This window comes from Agromyces sp. NDB4Y10 (genome assembly GCF_001620055.1).
GTDB classification, from domain to species: domain Bacteria; phylum Actinomycetota; class Actinomycetes; order Actinomycetales; family Microbacteriaceae; genus Agromyces; species Agromyces indicus.
In genome coordinates, this window is record NZ_LQGY01000065.1 from 24334 (window position 1) to 45442 (window position 21109).

At 72.6% G+C, this 21109-nt stretch carries 23 protein-coding genes, 2 tRNA genes and 1 riboswitch; of the genes, 8 read left to right on the forward strand and 17 right to left on the reverse strand.

Features of this window, described 5'->3' with window-relative positions; translation table 11 throughout:
- Position 1: 1 nt before the first annotated feature.
- The 4 genes from ettA to msrA form a co-directional block, all read right to left on the reverse strand.
- Complete coding sequence (gene ettA / locus AVP42_RS14905) at positions 2-1684, reverse strand: energy-dependent translational throttle protein EttA (protein ID WP_067950429.1); 1683 nt, start codon at positions 1682-1684, stop codon at positions 2-4.
- Positions 1685-1689: 5 nt separating this feature from the next.
- Positions 1690-2187 carry a hypothetical protein gene (locus AVP42_RS14910; protein ID WP_067950430.1) on the reverse strand — a complete coding sequence of 166 codons (498 nt, stop codon included), beginning with the start codon at positions 2185-2187 and terminating at the stop codon, positions 1690-1692.
- A gap of 110 nt (positions 2188-2297) precedes the next feature.
- Positions 2298-2891 (reverse strand): single-stranded DNA-binding protein, encoded by a 594-nt coding sequence (locus AVP42_RS14915; protein WP_067950432.1) that lies wholly within the window; start codon positions 2889-2891, stop codon positions 2298-2300.
- Positions 2892-3069: 178 nt separating this feature from the next.
- Complete coding sequence (msrA, locus tag AVP42_RS14920; RefSeq protein ID WP_067950434.1) at positions 3070-3594, reverse strand: peptide-methionine (S)-S-oxide reductase MsrA; 525 nt, start codon at positions 3592-3594, stop codon at positions 3070-3072.
- 17 nt (positions 3595-3611) lie between these two features.
- Here msrA and AVP42_RS14925 point away from each other — a divergent pair, with 17 nt between their 5' ends.
- Genes AVP42_RS14925 through AVP42_RS14935 form a run of 3 tightly spaced genes read left to right on the forward strand, consistent with a single transcriptional unit; the run spans position 3612 to position 6399 of the window.
- Positions 3612-4619 (forward strand): aldo/keto reductase, encoded by a 1008-nt coding sequence (locus tag AVP42_RS14925; RefSeq protein ID WP_067950436.1) that lies wholly within the window; start codon positions 3612-3614, stop codon positions 4617-4619.
- A gap of 1 nt (position 4620) precedes the next feature.
- Positions 4621-5643: a DMT family transporter gene (locus AVP42_RS14930; RefSeq protein WP_067950438.1), complete on the forward strand. Its 1023-nt coding sequence runs from the start codon at positions 4621-4623 to the stop codon at positions 5641-5643.
- 54 nt (positions 5644-5697) lie between these two features.
- On the forward strand, positions 5698-6399 hold the full coding sequence (locus AVP42_RS14935; protein ID WP_067950440.1) for a hypothetical protein: 702 nt from the start codon (positions 5698-5700) through the stop codon (positions 6397-6399).
- A 12-nt stretch (positions 6400-6411) separates the two neighbouring features.
- Here the strand turns inward: AVP42_RS14935 and nadE are convergent, their stop codons facing one another.
- Positions 6412-7239 carry an ammonia-dependent NAD(+) synthetase gene (gene nadE, locus AVP42_RS14940; protein WP_067950442.1) on the reverse strand — a complete coding sequence of 276 codons (828 nt, stop codon included), beginning with the start codon at positions 7237-7239 and terminating at the stop codon, positions 6412-6414.
- 181 nt (positions 7240-7420) lie between these two features.
- On the opposite strand from nadE, the gene AVP42_RS14945 reads away from it, so the two are divergent.
- Positions 7421-8554 (forward strand): cation:proton antiporter, encoded by a 1134-nt coding sequence (locus tag AVP42_RS14945; protein WP_231878660.1) that lies wholly within the window; start codon positions 7421-7423, stop codon positions 8552-8554.
- Here the strand turns inward: AVP42_RS14945 and AVP42_RS14950 are convergent.
- Positions 8516-8588 (reverse strand) — tRNA-Arg (locus AVP42_RS14950). The two genes, AVP42_RS14945 and AVP42_RS14950, sit on opposite strands and share 39 nt — an antisense overlap.
- 110 nt (positions 8589-8698) lie before the next feature.
- On the opposite strand from AVP42_RS14950, the gene orn reads away from it, so the two are divergent.
- From orn to AVP42_RS14970, 4 genes are all read left to right on the forward strand, one after another.
- The gene (orn, locus tag AVP42_RS14955) at positions 8699-9373 is read left to right on the forward strand and encodes an oligoribonuclease (RefSeq protein WP_067950444.1); all 675 of its coding nucleotides are present in this window, start codon (positions 8699-8701) and stop codon (positions 9371-9373) included.
- A gap of 38 nt (positions 9374-9411) precedes the next feature.
- Positions 9412-9487, forward strand: a tRNA-His gene (locus AVP42_RS14960).
- A gap of 23 nt (positions 9488-9510) precedes the next feature.
- Complete coding sequence (locus AVP42_RS14965; protein WP_067950446.1) at positions 9511-9858, forward strand: metallopeptidase family protein; 348 nt, start codon at positions 9511-9513, stop codon at positions 9856-9858.
- A 25-nt stretch (positions 9859-9883) separates the two neighbouring features.
- Complete coding sequence (locus AVP42_RS14970) at positions 9884-11119, forward strand: hypothetical protein (RefSeq protein WP_067950447.1); 1236 nt, start codon at positions 9884-9886, stop codon at positions 11117-11119.
- A 12-nt stretch (positions 11120-11131) separates the two neighbouring features.
- On the opposite strand, the gene AVP42_RS14975 is transcribed toward AVP42_RS14970, so the two are convergent.
- From AVP42_RS14975 to gatC, 11 genes are all read right to left on the reverse strand, one after another.
- Positions 11132-11386 carry a hypothetical protein gene (locus tag AVP42_RS14975; RefSeq protein ID WP_067950449.1) on the reverse strand — a complete coding sequence of 85 codons (255 nt, stop codon included), beginning with the start codon at positions 11384-11386 and terminating at the stop codon, positions 11132-11134.
- Positions 11387-11453: 67 nt separating this feature from the next.
- Positions 11454-12005, reverse strand: coding sequence for a hypothetical protein (locus AVP42_RS14980; RefSeq protein WP_067950451.1), 552 nt, complete (start codon positions 12003-12005; stop codon positions 11454-11456).
- Between the two features lie 14 nt (positions 12006-12019).
- Positions 12020-12817 (reverse strand): energy-coupling factor transporter transmembrane protein EcfT, encoded by a 798-nt coding sequence (locus tag AVP42_RS14985; protein ID WP_067950453.1) that lies wholly within the window; start codon positions 12815-12817, stop codon positions 12020-12022.
- A complete protein-coding gene (locus AVP42_RS14990) occupies positions 12814-14304 on the reverse strand; it encodes an ABC transporter ATP-binding protein (protein WP_157356865.1) in 1491 nt (496 codons plus the stop codon). The genes AVP42_RS14985 and AVP42_RS14990 overlap by 4 nt, the downstream gene beginning before the upstream one ends.
- A gap of 3 nt (positions 14305-14307) precedes the next feature.
- A complete protein-coding gene (locus tag AVP42_RS14995; protein ID WP_255361501.1) occupies positions 14308-14982 on the reverse strand; it encodes an ECF transporter S component in 675 nt (224 codons plus the stop codon).
- A gap of 36 nt (positions 14983-15018) precedes the next feature.
- A riboswitch (TPP riboswitch) is annotated at positions 15019-15129 on the reverse strand.
- 51 nt (positions 15130-15180) lie between these two features.
- The gene (locus AVP42_RS15000; RefSeq protein ID WP_067950457.1) at positions 15181-15513 is read right to left on the reverse strand and encodes a hypothetical protein; all 333 of its coding nucleotides are present in this window, start codon (positions 15511-15513) and stop codon (positions 15181-15183) included.
- Positions 15514-15578: 65 nt separating this feature from the next.
- On the reverse strand, positions 15579-16886 hold the full coding sequence (locus tag AVP42_RS15005) for a DNA polymerase IV (protein ID WP_082847328.1): 1308 nt from the start codon (positions 16884-16886) through the stop codon (positions 15579-15581).
- A gap of 43 nt (positions 16887-16929) precedes the next feature.
- Positions 16930-17583 (reverse strand): hypothetical protein, encoded by a 654-nt coding sequence (locus AVP42_RS15010; protein WP_067950459.1) that lies wholly within the window; start codon positions 17581-17583, stop codon positions 16930-16932.
- A 142-nt stretch (positions 17584-17725) separates the two neighbouring features.
- Positions 17726-19249, reverse strand: coding sequence for an Asp-tRNA(Asn)/Glu-tRNA(Gln) amidotransferase subunit GatB (gene gatB / locus AVP42_RS15015; RefSeq protein WP_067950461.1), 1524 nt, complete (start codon positions 19247-19249; stop codon positions 17726-17728).
- A complete protein-coding gene (gene gatA, locus AVP42_RS15020) occupies positions 19249-20781 on the reverse strand; it encodes an Asp-tRNA(Asn)/Glu-tRNA(Gln) amidotransferase subunit GatA (RefSeq protein WP_067950464.1) in 1533 nt (510 codons plus the stop codon). The genes gatB and gatA overlap by 1 nt, the downstream gene beginning before the upstream one ends.
- Positions 20778-21077 carry an Asp-tRNA(Asn)/Glu-tRNA(Gln) amidotransferase subunit GatC gene (gene gatC, locus AVP42_RS15025; protein WP_067950466.1) on the reverse strand — a complete coding sequence of 100 codons (300 nt, stop codon included), beginning with the start codon at positions 21075-21077 and terminating at the stop codon, positions 20778-20780. The genes gatA and gatC overlap by 4 nt, the downstream gene beginning before the upstream one ends.
- Positions 21078-21109: the final 32 nt, after the last annotated feature.

Here is a 21109-nt window from a genome sequence, read left to right on the forward strand (position 1 = left end):
GTCAGTCCCTCGTGAGCTTGCGGTACGTGGAGCGGTGGGGCTTCGCGGCCTCGGGCCCGAGGCGCTCGACCTTGTTCGCCTCGTACGCCTCGAAGTTGCCCTCGAACCAGTACCAGTTCGCCGGGTCCTCGTCGGTGCCCTCGTAGGCGAGGATGTGCGTCGCGATGCGGTCGAGGAACCACCGGTCGTGCGTGATGACCACGGCGCAGCCCGGGAACTCGAGGAGCGCGTTCTCGAGGCTCGAGAGCGTCTCGACGTCGAGGTCGTTCGTGGGCTCGTCGAGCAGCAGCAGGTTGCCGCCCTGCTTCAGCGTCAGCGCGAGGTTCAGCCGGTTGCGCTCACCGCCCGAGAGGACGCCCGCGCGCTTCTGCTGGTCGGGTCCCTTGAACCCGAACGTCGACACGTACGCGCGGCTCGGGACCTCCGTCTTGCCGACCTGGATGTAGTCGAGCCCGTCGGAGACGACCTCCCACAGGGTCTTGTTCGGGTCGATCCCGCCACGCGACTGGTCGACGTAGGAGATCTGCACGGTCTCGCCGATCTTCAGGTCGCCGCCGTCGAGCGGCTCGAGACCCACGATCGTCTTGAAGAGCGTGGTCTTGCCGACGCCGTTCGGGCCGATGATGCCGACGATGCCGTTGCGCGGAAGGGAGAAGCTGAGCCCGTCGATGAGCATGCGGTCGCCGAAGCCCTTCTGGAGCTTCTTGGCCTCGAGGACCACGTCGCCGAGGCGCGGGCCCGGCGGGATCTGGATCTCCTCGAAGTCGAGCTTGCGCGTGCGCTCGGCCTCGGCCGCCATCTCCTCGTATCGTGCGAGACGGGCCTTCGACTTGGCCTGGCGGCCCTTCGCGTTCGAGCGGACCCACTCGAGCTCCTCCTTGAGGCGCTTCTGCAGCTTCTGGTCCTTCTTGCCCTGCACCTGCAGGCGCTCGGCCTTCTTCTCGAGGTAGGTCGAGTAGTTGCCCTCGTACGGGTACAGGCGACCGCGGTCGACCTCGCAGATCCACTCCGCGACGTGGTCGAGGAAGTACCGGTCGTGGGTCACGGCGAGCACGGCGCCGGGGTACTTGGCGAGGTGCTGCTCGAGCCAGAGCACGCTCTCGGCGTCGAGGTGGTTGGTGGGCTCGTCGAGCAGCAGCAGGTCGGGCTTCTGCAGCAGCAGCTTGCACAGCGCCACGCGGCGCTTCTCGCCGCCCGAGAGCACCGAGACGGGGGTGTCGCTCGGCGGGCATCGGAGTGCGTCCATCGCCTGCTCGAGCTGGGAGTCGAGGTCCCAGGCGTCGGCCGCGTCGATCTGCTCCTGCAGGGTGCCCATCTCGGCGAGCAGCGTGTCGAAGTCGGCGTCCGGGTTGGCCATCTCGGCCGAGATCTCGTTGAAGCGGTCGAGCTTCGCCTTGATCGGCCCGACGCCCTCCTGCACGTTCTCGAGCACGGTCTTCGACTCGTCGAGCTCCGGCTCCTGCATGAGGATGCCGACCGAGTAGCCGGGCGTGAGCCGCGCCTCGCCGTTCGAGGGCTGGTCGATGCCCGCCATGATCTTGAGGATCGTGGACTTGCCCGCGCCGTTCGGACCGACGACGCCGATCTTCGCGCCGGGGAGGAACGCCATCGTGACGTCGTCGAGAATGAGCTTGTCGCCGACCGCCTTGCGGGCGCGCACCATCGAGTAAATGTAATCCGCCATGTCGCCTACCAGTCTATGGGGCGTGTGTCGCCGATCAGGCAGCCGCCGGTGCCGAGCGCCGGCCGGACGGCGCTCTGGTAGCCGCCCGACTTCGGACCGTACTGCCCGATCAGGCAGTCGGGACCGAAGCCGACGGCGAACTGGATCGAGTCGGCCGGTTCGCCGAGCGTGGTGGTGTCGTCGGTGACCTGCATCGCGGCGCGGTCGAACCCGGCCGCCACGAGCGCGTCGATGAAGGCGCGACCGCCGGCGCCGGGGTCGGCCGAGATCACCGCCCGGTTCACGGTGTCGAAGAACGTGAGGTTCTCCGCCGCCGACAACTCCGGCCGGAGCACGAGGTCGACGTTCTCGGGCGGCGCGATGGTGCTCGGCACCGGGCGCGGCGTCCGGGTCGGCTCGGCGGTGGCGACCGCGGCCGGTTCGGATGCCGTGCACCCGGTCAGGCCGAGCGCCGCCGCGCAGACGAGTCCGACGATGACCGCACCCGTCTTCCGCCGACCCATCGCACCCCTCGTCCGCCCGCCTCGATCGCAGAGCCGAGTCTATGTCGGTGGTTCGGAGATCGGCTGAAGGGGTCGCACGTCGGCGCGGCCGAGCGGCTGGGCCGGCCGGATCAGCCGGCCGCGCCCACCGCCGCGGACTCCGGCTCCTCGAGGGCGCCGTCCTCCGCGGCGTCGTCAGCGACGGACGCCGTCGGCCGACCCTCGACGTCCGGTTCGGACCGAGGGACGACCCGGTCTCCCGTGCTGTCGGGCCAGCCCGGAGTCGCCCCCGGACGGGCCCACGCATCGGCGGGCGTCGACGGCGACGTCTCGTGGACCGCCGGCGATGCGGCCTCCGCGGACCGTCCGGCCGCCGTCCGAGTCACCGTCGTGCGACCCCACGACAGGTCGTGCCCGATGGATTCCGCATCGATCTCGACCGCGGTGCCGGTCTTCTCGCCCGTCTCCCACGGCCGCACCCGCAGCCGGCCATGGACGATCACGCGGTCGCCCTTCGAGACCGAGGCGGCGGCGTTGACGGCGAGCTGGCGGAACGCGCCCACCGAGTACCAGTTGGTCTCGCCGTCCGCCCATTCGCCCTTGGCCCGGTCGAAGTACCGGCGGGTGGAGGCCAACCGGAAGTTGGTGATCGCCAGTCCGGCGTCGGTGACGTTGTGTCGCGGATCGTTGCCCACGAACCCGGTCACGGTGACGAGGTCGGTCATGTCGGTGCTCCTTGCGGTCGACGCCGCCGCGGATCGGCGGCTCGCGGCATCCGGGGCCCTCGTGCCGGAACGACCCCGGATGCCGCTGACGACAGCGTGCCGCGCGCGGCGCGCCATCCGTCGGCCGTCGTCGCGAAGGGTGCAGACGCGGCGCGAGTACCGGGCTGGGGAGGAGCGGTCAGGCGACGATGTAGTCGGCGTACGAGCGCCGGATCTTGTTCACCTTCGGCAGCGCAACAGCCAGGCAGTAGCCCTGCCCGGGGTTCTTGGCGAAGAAGTCCTGGTGATACTCCTCCGCACGGAAGAACTCCCCGAGCGGTTCGATCGTGGTCACGACGTCACCGGGCCACCAGTCGGCGGCGCGGTCGCGCGCCTGCTCGAACAGCGCGCGCTGCTCGTCGTCCTGGAAGAACATCGCGGAGCGGTACTGCGTGCCGACATCGGCCCCCTGCCGGTTCAGCTGCGTGGGGTCGTGCAGGGTGAAGAACACGTCGAGGATCACCTCGCGCGGGATGACGTCGCGGTCGAACTCGACGCGCACCGCCTCGGCGTGTCCCGTGGCGCCCGTGCAGACCAGTTCGTACGAGGGGTTGGGCAGGGAACCGCCGGTGTACCCGGAGACGACGTCGTCCACGCCGCGAAGCGTGCGGTACACGGCATCGAGGCACCAGAAGCAGCCGCCGGCCAGAACGAAGCTTTCCATCGCCATAGGCTAACCGCATGACCTTCGTCGCCGCCGCGGACCGCTACGACCGCATGACCTACAACCGGATCGGCCGCAGTGGGCTGAAGCTCCCCGCCCTGTCGCTCGGCCTCTGGCACAACTTCGGCCACGACCGTCCGCTCGACACCCAGCGGGCCATCGTGCGGCGGGCGTTCGACCTCGGCATCACCCACTTCGACCTGGCGAACAACTACGGGCCGCCCGCCGGCAGCGCCGAGGAGAACTTCGGCCGACTGCTCGCCACCGACCTCAAGCCCTACCGCGATGAGCTCATCGTCTCGTCGAAGGCCGGCTACCTCATGTGGGACGGCCCCTACGGCGAGTGGGGGTCCCGCAAGTACCTGCTGGCCTCGCTCGACCAGAGCCTCGACCGGCTCGGCCTCGACTACGTCGACGTCTTCTACTCGCACCGGCCCGACCCCGACACGCCGATCGAGGAGACCATGGGCGCCCTCGCGCACGCGGTACGACAGGGCAAGGCCCTCTACGCCGGCATCTCGAACTACTCCCCCGAGCAGACCCGCGCCGCGGCCGCGGCGCTCGCCGCCGAGGGCGTGCCGCTCACGATCCACCAGCCCCGCTACTCGATGTTCGACCGCACCATCGAGGACGGGCTGTTCCCCGCGCTCGACGAGGTCGGCGCCTCGGCGATCGTCTTCTCGCCGCTCGCGCAGGGCCTGCTCACCGACCGCTACCTCGGCGGCGACGTCCCCGCGGGTTCTCGGGCGGCCACGAGCCACTTCCTGCCGGCCGAGCGCATCAGCGAGGACTACCTCGCACGGGCGAGGGCCCTGAACGAGGTCGCCGCCGCACGGGGCCAGTCGCTCGCGCAACTGGCGCTCTCGTGGGTGCTGCGCGTGCCGCAGGTGGCCAGCGCGCTCATCGGCGCCTCGAGCGTCGCCCAGCTCGAGCAGAACGTGGCGGCGCTCGACGCCGCGCCGCTCACCGACGAGGAGATCGCGGCGATCGAGCCGCACGCCGCGCACGGCACCGTGCTCGGCTGAGATGGGCTACGTCTACGCGCTGTCGGCGGCACTGCTGTTCGGCCTGAACGGCAGCGTCACCCGCGTGATCGTCGACGCGGGGATCGACCCGGCGCAGCTCACGTTCATCCGCGTGCTGTCGGTCTGCCTCATCGCCGGCGCGTGGCTCGCGCTCACCGATCGCGGCGCGTTCCGGATCACGCGCCGGCAGGTCGCGGTCATGGCCGTACTGGGCGTGGCCGGCGTCGCGCTCCTGCAGTGGACGTACGCGATGGCGATCAAGCTGCTCCCGGTGGGCATCGCGCTGCTCCTCGAGTACCTCGCGGTGCTCGCGGTCGCGGTCATCGCCCGCGTCTTCTTCGGCGAACGCGTGAAGGGTCGGCTCTGGGTGGCGATCGCGCTCGTCCTCGCGGGCCTCGCGCTCGTCGCGCGGCCCGGCGGCGCGGACCTCGACCCGGTCGGCGTGCTGTTCGGCCTCGCCGCGGCCGCGACGCTCACCGTGTACTTCCTCGTCGGCGAGCGGCAGGTGGCCGCGACCTCGCCGATGGCGGTCGCCTTCTGGTCGATGGGCTTCGCGACCCTGTTCTGGGCGATGTTCAGCGGATGGTGGCGGCTCGATCCGGCGCTCCTCGCCGCGACGACCTCGCTCGACGGCGCGCTCGAGGCGGTGTCGGTGCCGTTGTGGCTCGTGGTCGCGTGGAACGCGGTCCTCGGCTCGTTCGCCCCGTTCCTGCTGTCGTTCCTCGCCCTGCGGCGGCTCAGCGCGACCGCGGTGGGCATCGTCGCGTCATCCGAGGTGGTGTTCGCCTTCGCATTCGCCTGGGTGTGGCTCGGGCAGGCGCTCGACCCGTTCCAGCTCGCCGGTGCGAGCGTGGTCCTGGTCGCCATCATCCTCGCGCAGACGGCGCGACCGGATGCCGCGATGGACGCCGACCTCGCGAGCCAGCGCCTCGCGGCGTCGATGCCGGACGACGAGCCGGAAACCGGCGCAGCGGCGCACGCAGCCGGCGCACGAGGTGCCGGCTCCCCCTCCGACGCACGCTGAGGCACGCCGCCCAGCCTGCCGCCCGTCGAGCACCGCCGGGGCTAGCCTGCGCTCATGCAGTGGTGGAATGACTTCGTCGCCTGGCTCCTCTCGGACGCCGCCCGTCCGTGGCTGTTCACGGCCGCGGTGCTCTTCGCCTCGGTCGTCGCGGCCGGTCTCCTGTCGGCCTGGATCGCCCGGCGCGCCGTTCGCGGACTCGTGCGCCAGCGCGACCGGGAACTGCGCAACGCCGCGGTCGCCGCCCTCATCGACGCCGCCACCGAGGCCTCGGTCTGGAACTCGCTGACGCCGCAGGAGCAGGTGCTCTCGGACCGGGCAGTCGGGCAGGCCGACATCCAGGTGCGCCTGCTGCCCATCCGCGGCGCCGACGTGGCCGCCGACTGGGCCTCCCACCAGCTGCACGAACTCAAGCGCGCCTCGGCGACGTTCGGATACCAGCTCGACCCGGCCGTGGTCGAGTTCCGGGAACGCCTCCTCGAATGGCAGCGGCACCCCTCGCGCACCCGCCGAGACTTCCGGAACGACCTGGAGCGCTGGCGAGCCCAGCGGAGCGACCCCGCCCAGGCGGTCATCGCCGAGCAGGACTCCTGGGTCGCCGAGCAGCACCACGAGCGCTACGTGCCGTCGCCCCTCATCGACCAGCCGATCGCACCCGCGGCCTACGACGACGCCGCGGATGCCGACACCGGCCCCGCGCCGCTCACCTCGTCGACCGCGAGCGAGTCGAGCGTCGAGGAGTCGGACGCCCGCCGCTGACGGACCGGCTCGTCAGGCCTCCTGCCACCACGCGTCGAACGGCGTGACCGGCTCGGTGCGCTTGTGCCGCGTCTGGAGGAACCGCGCCTCGATGAGCTCGGCGACCGCAGCGTCGACCTCGCCGCCCTCGAGGAACTCGTCGATGTCGGCGTAGCGGAGACCGAGGTTCGCCTCGTCGGACTGGCCCGGGTCGTGGTCGAGCAGGTCGGCCGTGGGCACCTTCGTGTACAGGCGCTCGGGAGCGCCGAGTTCCTGCATGAGTGCCCGGCCCTGTCGCTTGGTGAGACCCGACAGCGGGAGCAGGTCGGCTCCGCCGTCGCCGAACTTCGTGAAGAACCCGGTCACGGCCTCGGCGGCGTGATCGGTGCCGACCACGAGCAGGCCGCCCTCCCCCGCCACCGCGTACTGCGCGATCATGCGCATGCGCGCCTTCACATTGCCCTTGCCGAAGTCGCTGATGGGCACGCCGAGTGCGTCGGCGTAGTCGGCGGCGAGTCCGTCGACGCCGCCCCGGATGTTGAAGTCGACGACCTCGGCGGGCCGGATGAACTCGAGCGCCAGCCGCGCGTCATCCTCATCGTGCTGTACGCCGTAGGGCAGGCGCACCGCCACGAACCGGGCGGGACGCCCCTCGGCGGCGAGCTCGTCGACGGCGATCTGGCACAGGCGACCGGCGAGGCTCGAGTCCTGGCCGCCGCTGATGCCGAGGACGAGGCCCTTCGCTCGGGATGCGGTGAGGTACCGCTTGAGGAACTCGACCCGCCGACGCACCTGGTCGGCCGGGTCGATCACGGGCTCGACATGCAGTTCTTCGATGATCCGGGCCTGGAGGTCGCGCATGCCACGACCCTACGACACGCGTGCGACGAACGGATGACGCGGCGCTGGGAACCGGCCGCGAGCGTCCGGTTCCCGATAGCATTCGTGCACGCGACGAAGGGGGCTCCGCGTGGAGGTCGACCTGTCCACCCTCGTGCTGGTTCCGGCCATCGCCGCCGTGGCACCGCTCGCCACGCGCGCGGTGGGGCGGTGGATCGCGGTCCCGCTCGTCGTCTTCGAGATCCTCCTCGGGCTGGTCCTCGGACCGTCCGTCCTCGGGTGGGTGCAGGAGGACGACTTCATCGCGCTCTTCGCGGACTTCGGCCTCGCGATGCTGTTCTACCTCGCCGGCCGCGAGATCGACTTCCGCGCCATCCGCGGCACGCCGATCGTGCGGGCGGGCATCGGCTGGCTGGTGTCGATCGCGTTGGGCATCGCGCTGGGCTTCCTGGTGGACCCGGGCGCGGGCGCCGTCTTCGTCGGCGTGGCGCTCGCGTCGACCGCGCTCGGGGCGCTCCTGCCGATCCTGCGCGACTCCGGCGTACTCCGGACGCCCTTCGGCGTGTCGATCCTCGCGATCGGCGCCGTCGGCGAGTTCGGCCCGCTCCTGGCCATCTCGTTGTTCCTCAGCGGCCGCTCGCCGCTGCACTCGGCGCTCGTGCTCCTCGCCTTCGCGGTGATCGCGGGCGTGCTCATGTTCTTCGCGGCCCGCGGGGACGGCGCCCGGCTGCACCGGGCGATCGAGGCGAGCCTCCACACGAGCGGCCAGTTCGTCGTGCGCCTCGTGATGTTCGTCCTCCTCGCGCTGGTCGCCCTCTCGATCTTCCTCGGGATCGACATGCTGCTCGGCGCGTTCGCCGCCGGCGTGCTCGGCAAGCTGCTGCTCCAGGGCGCGCCGGCCCGCGAGGCCGAGGTCACCGAGGCGAAGATCGAGGCGGTCGGGTTCGGTCTCCTGGTCCCGGTGTTCTTCATCAACACCGGCATCACCTTCGACCTCGCGGCGCTCGTCTCCGATCTCAGGACGCTGCTGCTGCTCCCCCTCTTCACGGTCCTGCTGCTCGTGACCCGCGGGCTGCCGGCCGCCATGCTGGCGCCGCCGGGGTCGACGGTCCGGGAGCGGGTGTCGACGGGCTTCTTCGCCGCCACGGGCCTGCCGATCATCGTCGCCGTGACCGCGTTGGGGGTGGATGCCGGCGATCTCGACTCCGGCATGGCCGCGGCGCTCGTCGGCGCGGGACTCCTGTCGGTGCTGCTCTACCCGCTGATCGCACTGACGGTGCGGACGGGGAATCCTCGGCGCCCTCGGCAGGAATCGAACCTGCGACCAAGAGATTAGAAGGCTCCTGCTCTATCCGCTGAGCTACGAGGGCCGATCGCCACCACGATACCGCAGGCCGCCGCCGCGACCCGGGGGTCCCGGCCGCGCGACCGGTCCGCGGGCCGGGCGGGCCCTGTCGGGGCGCGCCAGTAGACTCGCCGCATGGCATCCTCGAGCGACCGACTGGTCTGGATCGACTGCGAGATGACCGGGCTCGACCTCGAGGTCGACGAGCTCGTCGAGATCGCGGTGGTCATCACCGACTACGACCTGAACCCCGTCGACGCAGGACTCGACATCGTGATCAGGCCCGATGCGAGTGCGCTCGAGGGCATGGGCGACTTCGTCCGCGCCATGCACACCGACTCGGGGCTGATCGAGGAGATCCCCAACGGGGTGTCGGTGGCCGAGGCGGAGTACGAGGTCCTCGAGTACGTCCTGAAGCACATCCCCGATGAGCAGAAGGCCCCGCTGGCGGGCAACTCGATCGGCACCGACCGGGCGTTCATCGCCAAGTTCATGCCGCGCCTCGACGCGCACCTGCACTACCGCAACGTCGATGTCTCCTCGATCAAGGAGCTCGCCAAGCGCTGGTACCCGCGGGCGTACTTCAACGCCCCGGCCAAGGACGGCGGACACCGCGCCCTGGCCGACATCCTCGAGTCCATCCGCGAGCTGCAGTACTACCGTCGGGCCGTCTTCGTCGCCGACCCCGGACCGTCCAGCCAGGAGCTGCAGGTCATCGCGGCCGACGTCGTCGCCGAGTCGACGTCGCCGACCCCGGTCGGCGCCCCGTCGGCGGCCGACGTGTCATCGAGCACGCCCGACGTGGTGTAATCTCGTATGGTTGCAACCGCGGCACGCGGTCGCACATGGTGGGTATAGCTCAGTCGGTAGAGCGCCTGGTTGTGGTCCAGGAGGTCGCGGGTTCAAGCCCCGTTACTCACCCCAAGTACCTCCCGAACGGAGTCGCCGTGCACCTCGACGCCGAGGCCTTCGAGCGGCTCGTCGTCGACGAGCTCGACCGCCTGCCCGACGACATGGTCGACGGACTCGACAACGTCGTGTTCGTGGTCGAGGACCGGCCAGAGGACGGCTCCCTCGACCTGCTTGGCCTGTACGAGGGCACGGCACTGACCGAGCGCGACCGCTACGGCTTCGGCGAGATGCCCGACCGCATCGTGCTGTACCGCGAAGCGCTCCTCGCGGTCGCCGATGACGAGGAGCAGCTCCGCGACGAGATCCACGTCACCCTCGTGCACGAGATCGCCCATTTCTACGGCATCGACGACGACCGGCTGCACGAGCTGGGCTGGGCCTGAGCGGGCCCGCGTTAGCCTGAATCGCATGAGCCTCTCCCCCGCTCGCGGCGTCGGCATCGCCCTCGGCACGCTCGCGATCCTGGCAGTCGGCGTCTACGCGCCCGCCATGCTCCTCGGCCCGCTCCCCGACGTCGAGATCCGCACCGCGCCGTCCCAGCCGGCCCTGCCCGAGACGACTCCCGTGGCGCTGCTCGACGCCGGCGCGTCGGCCGTCGCGCTCGTCGCCGACGACGGTCAGGCGGAACTCGTCGCGACCTCGGGCGATGAGGGGGCGGCGCCGATCGGCGGCGCGGCGAAGCTCGTGACCGTGCTGGCGACGCTCGATGCACTGCCGATCGAGGAGGGCGAGCGCGGGCCCGCCATCCGGATCGGTCCCGAGGACTACACCGACTACCTGCGGTACTCGGCCGAGGGCTCCCGCGCGCTCGCCGTGTCGCCGGGCGAGACGTGGAGCCAGCGGGACGTGGTCCGGGCCGTCCTGCTCGCTTCGAGCAACAACCACGCCGACACGCTCGCGCGTTGGGCGTTCGGCAACCTCGACAACTACGTGACCGAGGCGAACGGATGGCTCGAGGAGCAGGGGTTCGAGACGCTCCGCGTCGCCGATGCGACCGGCCTCTCCGGCGACAACGTGGGTTCCGCTGCGGAACTCACGCGGCTGGCCGCCCTGACCCTCGCACAGCCCACGCTCGGCCCGCTCCTGAGCGGCGACGGCGCGTCGACCACGACGGATCGGCGCGTTCCCGACGTGGTGGCGCACCTGGGCGGCGAGGGCATCCGATCGATCAGCCGCAGCTACACCGACCAGGCGCTGTTGTCGTTCGTGTTCACGAGCGAGCTCGACGGCGAGACGTCGCGGCGGATGGTCGGCGCGATGACGGGGGTCGACTCCTATGAGACCCTCGATCCGGCCGTGCTCGCGGCCGTGGAGGGGATGCGGGCCGCGTCCACGCCGATCGAGGTCATCGCGCAGGGCGCATCGTACGGCGAGGCGGTGGCGGCGTGGGGTGATCGGGCCGACCTCGTGGCCGTGGCCGGCCGGACCGACGCCGCGTGGGGTGCCGTGCCTGAGTCGGCGTCGGTCGAGGTGACGCCGTTCGCGACCGCGCCGGCCGGGCGCGAGGTCGGCTCGGTGACCGTCCGGATCGGCGACCGCGACCTGAGCTCGGTGCTCGAGCTGGACGAGCCCATCTCCGACCCGGGCCCGCTCTGGCGGCTGCTCAACCCCGGCGTGATCGTCGGGGCGTTCCTCGCCGACTGATCGGGTTCGGCGTCAGTCGTTCTCGTCGTCGTGCTCGACCGGGTCCGAGTCGTCGGCGTCGAAGCGGAAGCGAACGCGGATCTGCCCGTTCACCTCGCGCTGGTCGACGGCGTCGTACCAGAACAGCGACTCCAGGCCGTCGACCGCGGCGACCATGCCGACGCGCCGCTCCGGCTCGCCGTGCACGAGCGATCGCTGCTCGAAGTCGCCCTCGAGGGGCCCGTCGATGAACTCCGCCACGTAGGTCGCGGCCGCTGCGTCTGCCATGCCCCCACCGTAGTCGCCGAGGAGCGTCCGGTCATCCCGGCGCGCGCGTGGACGGGTGCCTCGGCGCTCAGGGGGCCAGGCGCACGGTCACGTGGGCGCGCTGCGCAGCGCGATGCCCCGTCCGGCCCAGGTGGCGGCGCCAGTCCGCCTCCCAGGCGTCCCAGTGGGCGTCGAATGCGCCGAGGTCGCGGTCGAGCGCTCGGCGCCGCCGCGTCGGGTACGGCGCGGCGAGCCAGACCCGGACGGCGCCGCTGCGGTCACCGCCGGCCGCGAACGCCCCGCACCCCTCGATGATGAGTGGGGCGTCCGGCCGGATCCGCAGGTCGACGCCGGGCCGGTCCTCGAGCCAGTCCCAGCGGTGCACCACGCCGGCGGCTCCCCGCGCGTGCGGGGCCAGGAGGGAACGGCCGAGCTCGAGGGCGCCTCGATGGAGCCCGCGCCATCCGGGGATCGCCTCGTCGACCCGCACCACGCGCGGCGGGCGGCCGGGCCAGGCTCGCGCGAGCGCGGCCGCGAACGTCGTCTTGCCGGCGCCGCTCGGGCCGTCGACGAGCACGAGCGGATGCCGCGTCCCGGCCGTGGCGCGCCGCACCGCCTCGACGCCCGGGCGGAGCGACATCGGCCCCGCGACCCTCACGTCCATACCGGGTGGAAGGCACCCGCCCAGATCGAGCCGGCGATCGCGGTGGCCGCGATGGTCGCGGCGATGCCGACGAGCAGGACGTCACGCGCGCCGACGCGCGACGGGCGCGCCCACGTGCGGGGACGGTCGGCGCCGAAGCCCCGCGCCTCCATGGCCGTGGCGAGCTTGGACCCCCGACGGATGGCGAGGACGAGCAGGGCGAACGCCATGGTGGCCGCGCGGCGGACGGCTCCGTGGTCGCCGATGCCGCGGGCGCGCCGCGAGAGCGCCATCGCCCGCCAGTCGTCGATGAACAGGCCGACCAGCCGGGTCGCGGCGAGCGCACCGAGCACGAACCGCGCCGGCAGCCGCCAGACCTGCGCGAGCCCGTCGGCGAGGTCGGTCGGGTCGACGCGGAGGAACAGGAGCGCGGCGGGCAGGCCGATCGCCAGGACGCGGACCGACACGGCGATCGCCAGCTCGATGGATCCGTCGGAGATGCGGGCGAGCCAGAACTCCCAGTAGACCGTTCCCGTGGGTCGTCCGTACAGCAGCATGCTGACTCCCGCAACGGGCGCCGCGAGCAGGATCGGCCACGTGCGCCGCAGGAGCACGGCCGGCGTGACGCCGGCCGCCGCGAAGAGCACGATCTCGATGAGGAGCGCGATCGCCGCACTCACCCAGTCCACCGTCACGAGCAGCGGCGTGGTGAGCACCATCGCCGCGGCGAGGCGCGTCGCCGGGTTGGTCCGGTCGATGAACCGCAGCCTGGGCACGGGCCGGGCGGGTGCCGCCTCGAGCGCGCTCATCGCCGGCTCCCGACGGGCTGCCGCGCCGGCAGGAGGTCGACGCGGTGCGTGCCGAGCGCGGCCCGGAACGCGGCGTCGTGGGTGACCGACAGGAGCGTGGTGCCGCCCTCGACCAGCTCGTGCAGCAGCCGGACCAGTTCGACCCAACCCAACCGGTCCTGCCCGAAGGTGGGCTCGTCGAGGATGATGACGTCCGGCCGCGTGGCGAGCACCGCGCCCACCGAGAGCCGGCGTGCCTCGCCGCCGGAGAGCGTGAACGGATTGGCCGCCGCGAGATGGTCGAGGCGGAGCCGCTGCATGACCTCGTCGACGCGCACCCGGGCCTCCGCGTCCGGCAGCCCCAGCGCGCGGAGCCCCACGGCGAGTTCGTCGCGCACGGTCGCCGCGACGAACTGGTGCTCGGGCTCCTGGAAGACCGTGCCGATGCGGGTCAGGAGGTCGCGTGAGCGCCAGCGCACCGGCGCCTCGCCCAGGCCGCGTGCGAGCCGGGGCGCGGCGGTGACGGTTCCCCCGCGCGGCCGCAGGAGGCCGCCCATCGTCAGCGCGAGCGTCGACTTGCCGACCCCGTTCGGTCCGGTGAGGACCGTCGAGGAGCCCGCGGGCAGGCCGAACCGGAGTCCGGTGTGGAGCACCGGCGTGCGCGGGCGGCCGACGGCCAGCTCGCCCGCGGAGAGGATCGGGGCCGTGGCACCGGCCGCGGCATCCGTCACCTCGGGTACCTCGAGGGGGATGCCGGGGACCCACACGCCCGCCGCCGCGAGCTCGGCCCCCCGCGCCTCGAGGACCTCACCGGGGTCGCCGTCCGCGATCATCCGCCCCTCGCGGTCGAGCACGACCACGCGATCGATCAGGCCGAGCCAGACCTCGACGCGGTGCTCCACGACGACGAGCGTGGCTCCCGTGCGGTCGAGGACGCGGCCGACCGCCTCGCGCACCTCCGCGACGCCCTGCGGGTCGAGGTTCGCGGTGGGCTCGTCGAGCAGCAGCAGGCCCGGGCGCATCGCGAGGGCGCCGGCCAGCGCCAGCCGCTGCTTCTGCCCGCCGGACAGCCGCGACGTCGGGTGGTCGAGCGGGAGCTCGAGCCCGACCGCCTCGAGCGCCTCCGCCACGCGCCGCCAGATCTCGTCGCGCGGAACGCCGAGGTTCTCGCACCCGAACGCGACGTCGTCGCCGACGCGGGCGAGGATCACCTGGGAATCGGGATCCTGCAGCACGAGCCCCGCCCGGCCGCGTGCGTCGGGTGCCGGACGCCCGTCGACGCGCAGCTCGCCCCACTGCTCGCCCTCGTCGTCGCCGCCGAGGACGCCCGCGAGCGCGTGCAGCAGGGTCGACTTGCCCGAGCCGGACGGTCCCAGGAGCAGCACGCGCTCGCCCGGATGGATCCGGAGGTCGAGTCCGTCGAGCGCCGGTCGACGGCGGCCCGCGTGGCGCCAGCCCCACCCGGCGGCATCCACCCGGGCAGGACCGACGGCATCAGCGTGGTGCACGCGTCAGACCCGTCCCGTGACGTCCCGTCCGGCGCCGAACCGGTTGAGTGCCCCGGTTGCGGCGAGCGCGCGGACGACGAGCCAGCCGAGGAGGCCGGCGAGGAGCGCGCCGGAGACGACGAGCGTGCCGAGGTACAGGGCCAGGAACTCCGCGGACTTCTGGAGGTTGCCGGAGGTGAACAGCTCGAGCACCCAGGCTCCGACGCCCGCTGCGGCGCCGGCGAGCATCGCGGTGACCACGCCGAACCGGCGGTACCCGACGGCGAGGAAGACGAGCTCGGCGCCGAGTCCCTGCGCGAGACCGGAGTAGAGCGTCTCGATGCCCCACTGGTTGCCGATGAGCGCCGAGACCATGGCCGCGAGCAGTTCGACGTAGAGCGCCGCGCCGGGCTTGCGGATGATGAGCCCGCCGAGCACGCCGCCGATGAGCCAGATGCCGACGGCGATGCCGCCGAGCCCCGGCGTGAGCGCGTCGGCGGCGCTGAACCACGCATACCCGACGTTGTTCCAGATGAGGAAGACCAGGCCGGTCGCGACGCCGATGACGCTCGCGACGACGATGTCGACCACCCGCCAGCGGGTCCGGCGGCCGTTGCCGCCCGTGATGCCGTTCGCCCGGCCGTCCGCTGCGGCGTTCGCGCGGTCGTCGGCCTCGGTTCCGATGGATGTCTCGTGCACTGTCGTGCCCTTTCGTCTCGTGGAAAGCGGCACGGGAGATGAGAATCTCTGCCCTCCCTGCGCTGGCATGACCCAGATCAGGTTCGACGGTCGAAGGTTGAGAACCTTCCTCTCAGCCCGGCTCACCGGACTCCCGTGTTCGACCACGAGTATACGCCGCGCCGCCCGAGGCGAGCGCGGCGCGGGCGGCGACGGCGCCTACCGCTTCAGTGCGCGGATGACGATCTTCAGCGCCTTGCCCGTCGCCGCGACGAGCGGGATGGCGACGATGAGCAGCCCGAGCACGTTCGGCTCGAACCGGACGTCGCCGCCGCGACTGATGTAGGCGCCGAGCGGCACGGACCAGCCGCCGCCACCGCCGCCCGAGCCCTCGCCCTGCTCGTCGTCCTTCCCGGCACCGCCGCCGAAGCCGTACGCGCCCAGCGCGACGGGCACGATCTCGGTGCCGCCCACCTGGACCTTGTCGGCGTACGAGGTGCGGACGCCGACGCCGGCGACCTTGTCTGCGAGTTCCAGCACGAAATCAGCCATGCGGTCACGCTACCCGGGCCCGGTCGGCGTCGAAAGGCCTTGACGGATGCCGCGCGGCGGGGGCGTCACGAGAACGTGCGCGCTCCGGGCGGCAGCGGTTCGTCGGGGCGATCCGTCTCCTCCCGCTCCCATCCGGCTCCGGCCGTGGGGAGCGGCCCGGGCGCATCGCGTCGCACGAGGGCGGCGGGCCGCACCGCACCGCGACCGAACCTCCGCGTGACCTCGTCGATGGTGCGCTCCGCGTCGCGCCACTCCTCGTCGGGATCCCACAGCGGCGCTCCGCCGCCCGCCGGGCGCAGGTGCTCGGCCCGGACGCCGATGAGGCGCACGCGGCGCCCGTCGCCCACCAGGTCGGCGAGCGGCACGAGCGCCTCCTCGTAGATGCGCCGCGCGACATCCGTCGGCTCGGCGAGGGTGCGCGACCGGGTGACGGTCGTGAAGTCGCCGTAGCGCAACTTGAGGGTCACCGTGCGGGCGACCATCTCGGCGCGTCGGAGGCGCACGCCGACGTCGGTCGCGAGGCGCAGCAGCTCGCGGGCAATCTCGTCGCGGTCGACCAGGTCGTGGTGGAAGGTCGTCTCGTGCCCGATGCTCTTCTCGACGCGCCGGGTCTCGACGTCGCGCGGGTCGACCCCGTTCGCCAGCCGGGTGAGGCGGGCGGCGAGCGCCGGACCCACGGCGCGCTCGAGGGCGTCGACGGGCATCTCGGCCACGTCGCCCACCGTGCGCAGGCCGAGCTTGAGGAGGGACTGCTCGGTCACGCGACCCACGCCCCACAGCGCGGAGACGGGAAGGGGGTGCAGGAACGCGGTCGTCTCGGCGGCGGGCACGACGAGCATCCCGTCGGGCTTGGCGCGACTCGACGCGACCTTCGCGACGTACTTGCTCGCGGCGACGCCCACCGAGCAGGTGAGGCCCGTCTCGTCGCGCACGCGCCGGCGGATGGTCCAGGCGATCTCGGCCGGCGTGCCGTGGAGACGCCGCGCGCCCGACACGTCGAGGAACGCCTCGTCGATCGACAGCGGCTCGACGAGCGGCGTGAGCTCGCGGAAGATCGTCATGACCCGCTCGGAGTACTCGGCGTACCGGGCGTAGTCGCCGCGCAGCACGACCGCGTTCGGGCAGCGCTGCAGGGCCACCGACATCGGCATCGCCGAGTTCACGCCGTACCGCCGCGCCTCGTAGCTCGCGGCCGCGACCACCCCGCGGCCCGCCGTGCCGCCGACGAGCACCGGTCGGCCGCGCAGCTCCGGTCGGCGGAGCAGTTCGACGGACACGAAGAACGCATCCATGTCGACGTGCAGGATCGGCGTCGCCGAGTCGTCGACGGGCCCGGTGGTGACCTGCCGCGACGAGCCGTCCTGCTTGCTCATGCTGCGACCCTAGCGCCCGCCGCCGACGCGCCCGCGACGGTGATCAGAAGCCGAAGTCCCCGCCGAAGTCGCCGCCGCCGAAGTCGCCACCGCCGAACCCGCCCCAGTCGCCGCCCGCGTCGGCCGAGCCGACGTCGCCACCGTCGCCCGCTCCGGCGTCACCGGCACCGGGGTCCCCCTCGGCGCCCGCCTGATCGAACGACGGGTCGGGCAGGAACGCCTGGGCGATCGCCGACCCGACGACGAAGCCCGCGATGGTGCCGAGCATCGACGCGCCGAGCATCGAGCCGAAGGACGGACCGCGAGCGCCCTGTCCGCCGGGCGAGGAGCCCGCGAAGGCCCGCTCCACGGTGCCCGGCGATCGGAGCTCCGCCCGGGTCGCCGCCCGTGCGAGCGCCGACGGCTCGTCGGAGACCACGCGCTCACCGGGCGGCGCGCTGTCGGCGAGCGCCCGGTAGACCTCCTGCCGCTGCTCCGGGGTCAGCTTCGCGAACGCCTCGGCGTGCACGGCCTCGATCGACTCGGGCGGGGCGGTCCGCAGCAGGTACCGGTAGCGCTCGATCGCCAGCTCGTCCTCGCTCGGCCGAGGCCGCTGCGGGGCTGAGGCGGCATGCCCGTACGGCGCCTGCGGCACCGCGGGGGCGGGTCGGGCGGCGCGGTCGTCGCCGCCGCCGAAGAGCCGGTCCAGGAAGCCCATCGTGTCCTCACTCTCGTCGTCCCCCGACGATAGGCCGGGAGCCCATGATCCTGCTGTGAGGCGGTCGCGCCCGCCCCGTGAGACGACGGATGCCGCGGCGGGACGCGTCCGCGCCGCGGCATCCGTCGTCGACCGGAAGGCCCTAGCCCTCGCCGCCGCTCGCGCGCTCGAGCACGAGCTCGCGGACGCGCGCGGCATCCGCCTTGCCCTGCATCGCCTTCATGACCGCGCCGATCACCGCGCCCGCGGCCTGCACCTTGCCGTCGCGGATCTTCGCGAGCACGTCCGGCTGCGCCGCGAGCGCCTGGTCGATCGCGGCGACGAGCGCCCCGTCGTCGGAGACCACCGCGAGGCCCCGCGCGTCGACGATCTCGCGCGGCGACCCCTCGCCCGCGATGACGCCCTCGAGGACCTGGCGGGCGAGGCGGTCGGTCAGGACACCCTCGTCGACGAGGGCCGCGAGTTCGGCGACCTGGGCCGGCTCGGCGAGCGCGGCCGGGTCCTCGCCGCGGGCGTTCGCGATGCGCGTGAGCTCGCCGGTCCACCACTTGCGGGCCGCTGCCGGCGTGGCGCCCGCCGCCACGGTCGCGGCGACCTCGGCGAGGAGCCCCGCGTTCACGACGCCCTGGAAGTCGAGGTCGGTGAAGCCCCACTCGCCCTTGAGGCGACGACGACGCGCGGCGGGCGGCTCCGGCAGCGCGGCGCGCAGCTCCTCGATCAGGGCGGGGTCGGGCACCACCGGGAGCAGGTCGGGCTCGGGGAAGTAGCGGTAGTCGTCGGCGTCGGACTTCGGACGGCCGGGGCTCGTCGTGCCCGTGTCCTCGTGCCAGTGGCGGGTCTCCTGCGTGATCGTGCCGCCGTCGGCGAGGATCGCCGCCTGCCGCTGGATCTCGTAGCGGACCGCGCGCTCGATCGAGCGCATCGAGTTCACGTTCTTCGTCTCGGTGCGCGTGCCGAACTGCTCCTGGCCGCGGGGGCGCAGCGACACGTTCGCGTCGCAGCGCAGGTTACCGCGCTCCATCCGGGCCTCGGAGACGCCGAGCGCCAGCACGATGTCGCGGATCGTGGCGACGTACGCGCGCGCCAGCGCGGGAGCATCCGCCCCCGCCCCCACGATCGGCTTGGTGACGATCTCGACGAGCGGCACGCCCGCGCGGTTGTAGTCGACGAGGGAGTACTCGGCGCCCTGGATGCGGCCGGTGGCGCCGCCGACGTGCGTGAGCTTGCCGGCGTCCTCCTCCATGTGGGCGCGCTCGATGGCGACCTGGAAGACCCGGCCGTTCTCGAGCTCGACCTCGACGGACCCCTCGTAGGCGATCGGCTCGTCGTACTGGGAGATCTGGTAGTTCTTCGCGAGGTCGGGGTAGAAGTAGTTCTTCCGGGCGAACCGGCTCGACTCGGCGATCGAGCAGCCGAGCGCGAGGCCCAGCGAGATCGAGTACCGCACGGCCGTGCCGTTCACGACCGGGAGGGAGCCGGGCAGGCCCAGGTCGACCGGCGCGACGAGCGTGTTCGGCTCGGCGCCGTGGAACTCGGCGTGCGCCGGGTTCGGCGCGGAGGAGAACATCTTCGTCTTCGTGTTGAGCTCGACGTGCACCTCGAGCCCGATGACCGGCTCGAAGCGCTCGAGGGCCTCGTCGAAGTCCATCAGTGCTGCGCGCGCCATCAGACCACGCCCTCCTCGGTCGCCATGAGTTCGTGGGTGGACAGGTCGGGTGCCTGTGCCAGGATCGGGCCGCCCCAGCGATCGAGCAGGAGCGCCTCGAGCGCGCCGCCGACGTTGTAGAGGCGGGCGTCCTCGCGCGCGGGCGCGAGGAACTGGATGCCGACCGGGAGCCCGTCCTCCGGGGCGAGGCCCGCGGGCACGGAGATGCCGGGCACGCCCGCGAGGTTCGCGGGGATCGTCGCCACGTCGTTCAGGTACATGGCCAGCGGGTCGTCGAGCTTCTCCCCGAGCTTGAACGCGGTGGTCGGCGCGGTCGGCGTGGCGAGCACGTCGACCTTCGCGAACGCGGCGTCGAAGTCGCGCTGCACCAGGGTGCGCACCTTCTGGGCGCTGCCATAGTACGCGTCGTAGTACCCGGCCGACAGGGCGTAGGTGCCGAGGATGATGCGGCGCTTCACCTCGGGGCCGAACCCGGCCTCGCGCGTCGCGGACATGACCTGCTCGACCGTGCCGCCGCCCTCGGGCGTGACCCGCAGGCCGAAGCGCACCGAGTCGAACTTGGCGAGGTTCGACGAGGCCTCCGCCGGGAGGATCAGGTAGTACGCGGCGATCGAGTACTCGAAGTTCGGCGCGCTGACCTCGACGATCTCGGCGCCGTGCTGCTCGAGGAGCTCGAGCGCCTCGTGGAAGCGCTGGCGGACGCCCGCCTGGAACCCGTCGGAGTCGAGTTCCTTCACCACGCCGATGCGCAGGCCCGAGACATCCGCTCGCCTGACCGCCTCGGCCATCGACGGCCACGGGTCGGGGATCGACGTGGCGTCGTGCGGGTCGAAGCCGGCGATCACGTCGTGCAGCAGCGCCGAGTCGAGCACGGTGCGGCTGACGGGCCCGATCTGGTCGAGCGACGACGCGAGGGCGATCGAACCGTAGCGGCTGACGCCGCCGTACGTCGGCTTGACCCCGACGGTGCCGGTGACGTGCGCGGGCTGGCGGATCGAACCGCCCGTGTCGCTGCCGAGTGCGAGCGGTGCCTCGAACGCGGCGACGGATGCCGCGGACCCGCCGCCCGATCCGCCGGGGATGCGGTCGAGGTCCCACGGGTTGTGCGTCGCGCCGTACGCCGAGTGCTCGGTCGACGAGCCCATCGCGAACTCGTCCATGTTGGTCTTGCCGAGCGGCACCATGCCCGCGTCGCGGACCTTGCGGACCGGGGTGGCGTCGTAGGGCGGCACCCAGCCCTCGAGGATGCGCGACCCCGAAGTGGTCGGCATGCCCTTGGTCACGAGCACGTCCTTGATCGCGATCGGCACGCCCGCGAGCGGGCCGAGCTCCTCGCCGATGTGCCGGCGCCGGTCGATCTCGGCGGCCGTGTCGAGCGCGCGCTCGGCGTCGACGTGGAGGAACGCGTGGACGGCGCCGTCGACGGCGGCGATGCGGTCGAGGTGGGCCCGGGTCGCCTCGACGGAGGTGACCTCGCGGGCCGCGAGGCGCTCGCCGAGCTCGGCCGCGCTCAGGCGGATCAGGTCGCTCACTGCTCCTCCCCCAGGATCGCCGAGACCACGAAGCGCGAGCCGTCGTGCTCGGGAGCACCCTCGAGGGCCTCGTCGACGGTGAGCACGTCGCCCACCTCGTCGACCCGGAGCGGCGTGTGCAGCGGGATCGGGTGGCTGGTCGGCGGCACGTCGGGCGTGGCGACCTCGCTCACCTTCTCGACCGCCTGCATGATCTGGCCGAGCTCGGCGGTGAGGTGGTCGATCTCTTCGTCGGTGAGCGCGATGCGTGCGAGGTTCGCGAGGTGCGCGACCTGCTCGGCGCTGATTTCAGACATGCTGCTCCGTCGTGTGGGGAAGGGGTCCCCGC

What these genes read in the sequence shown, in the direction of transcription:
- ettA (WP_067950429.1), bottom strand. Translation starts at nt 1,684, where the DNA reads ATGGCGGATTACATTTACTCGATGGTGCGCGCCCGCAAGGCGGTCGGC.
- AVP42_RS14910 (WP_067950430.1), bottom strand. Translation starts at nt 2,187, where the DNA reads ATGGGTCGGCGGAAGACGGGTGCGGTCATCGTCGGACTCGTCTGCGCG.
- AVP42_RS14915 (WP_067950432.1), bottom strand. Translation starts at nt 2,891, where the DNA reads ATGACCGACCTCGTCACCGTGACCGGGTTCGTGGGCAACGATCCGCGA.
- msrA (WP_067950434.1), bottom strand. Translation starts at nt 3,594, where the DNA reads ATGGAAAGCTTCGTTCTGGCCGGCGGCTGCTTCTGGTGCCTCGATGCC.
- AVP42_RS14925 (WP_067950436.1), top strand. Translation starts at nt 3,612, where the DNA reads ATGACCTTCGTCGCCGCCGCGGACCGCTACGACCGCATGACCTACAAC.
- AVP42_RS14930 (WP_067950438.1), top strand. Translation starts at nt 4,621, where the DNA reads ATGGGCTACGTCTACGCGCTGTCGGCGGCACTGCTGTTCGGCCTGAAC.
- AVP42_RS14935 (WP_067950440.1), top strand. Translation starts at nt 5,698, where the DNA reads ATGCAGTGGTGGAATGACTTCGTCGCCTGGCTCCTCTCGGACGCCGCC.
- nadE (WP_067950442.1), bottom strand. Translation starts at nt 7,239, where the DNA reads ATGCGCGACCTCCAGGCCCGGATCATCGAAGAACTGCATGTCGAGCCC.
- orn (WP_067950444.1), top strand. Translation starts at nt 8,699, where the DNA reads ATGGCATCCTCGAGCGACCGACTGGTCTGGATCGACTGCGAGATGACC.
- AVP42_RS14970 (WP_067950447.1), top strand. Translation starts at nt 9,884, where the DNA reads ATGAGCCTCTCCCCCGCTCGCGGCGTCGGCATCGCCCTCGGCACGCTC.
- AVP42_RS14975 (WP_067950449.1), bottom strand. Translation starts at nt 11,386, where the DNA reads ATGGCAGACGCAGCGGCCGCGACCTACGTGGCGGAGTTCATCGACGGG.
- AVP42_RS14980 (WP_067950451.1), bottom strand. Translation starts at nt 12,005, where the DNA reads ATGTCGCTCCGCCCGGGCGTCGAGGCGGTGCGGCGCGCCACGGCCGGG.
- AVP42_RS14985 (WP_067950453.1), bottom strand. Translation starts at nt 12,817, where the DNA reads ATGAGCGCGCTCGAGGCGGCACCCGCCCGGCCCGTGCCCAGGCTGCGG.
- AVP42_RS15000 (WP_067950457.1), bottom strand. Translation starts at nt 15,513, where the DNA reads ATGGCTGATTTCGTGCTGGAACTCGCAGACAAGGTCGCCGGCGTCGGC.
- AVP42_RS15005 (WP_082847328.1), bottom strand. Translation starts at nt 16,886, where the DNA reads ATGAGCAAGCAGGACGGCTCGTCGCGGCAGGTCACCACCGGGCCCGTC.
- AVP42_RS15010 (WP_067950459.1), bottom strand. Translation starts at nt 17,583, where the DNA reads ATGGGCTTCCTGGACCGGCTCTTCGGCGGCGGCGACGACCGCGCCGCC.
- gatB (WP_067950461.1), bottom strand. Translation starts at nt 19,249, where the DNA reads ATGGCGCGCGCAGCACTGATGGACTTCGACGAGGCCCTCGAGCGCTTC.
- gatC (WP_067950466.1), bottom strand. Translation starts at nt 21,077, where the DNA reads ATGTCTGAAATCAGCGCCGAGCAGGTCGCGCACCTCGCGAACCTCGCA.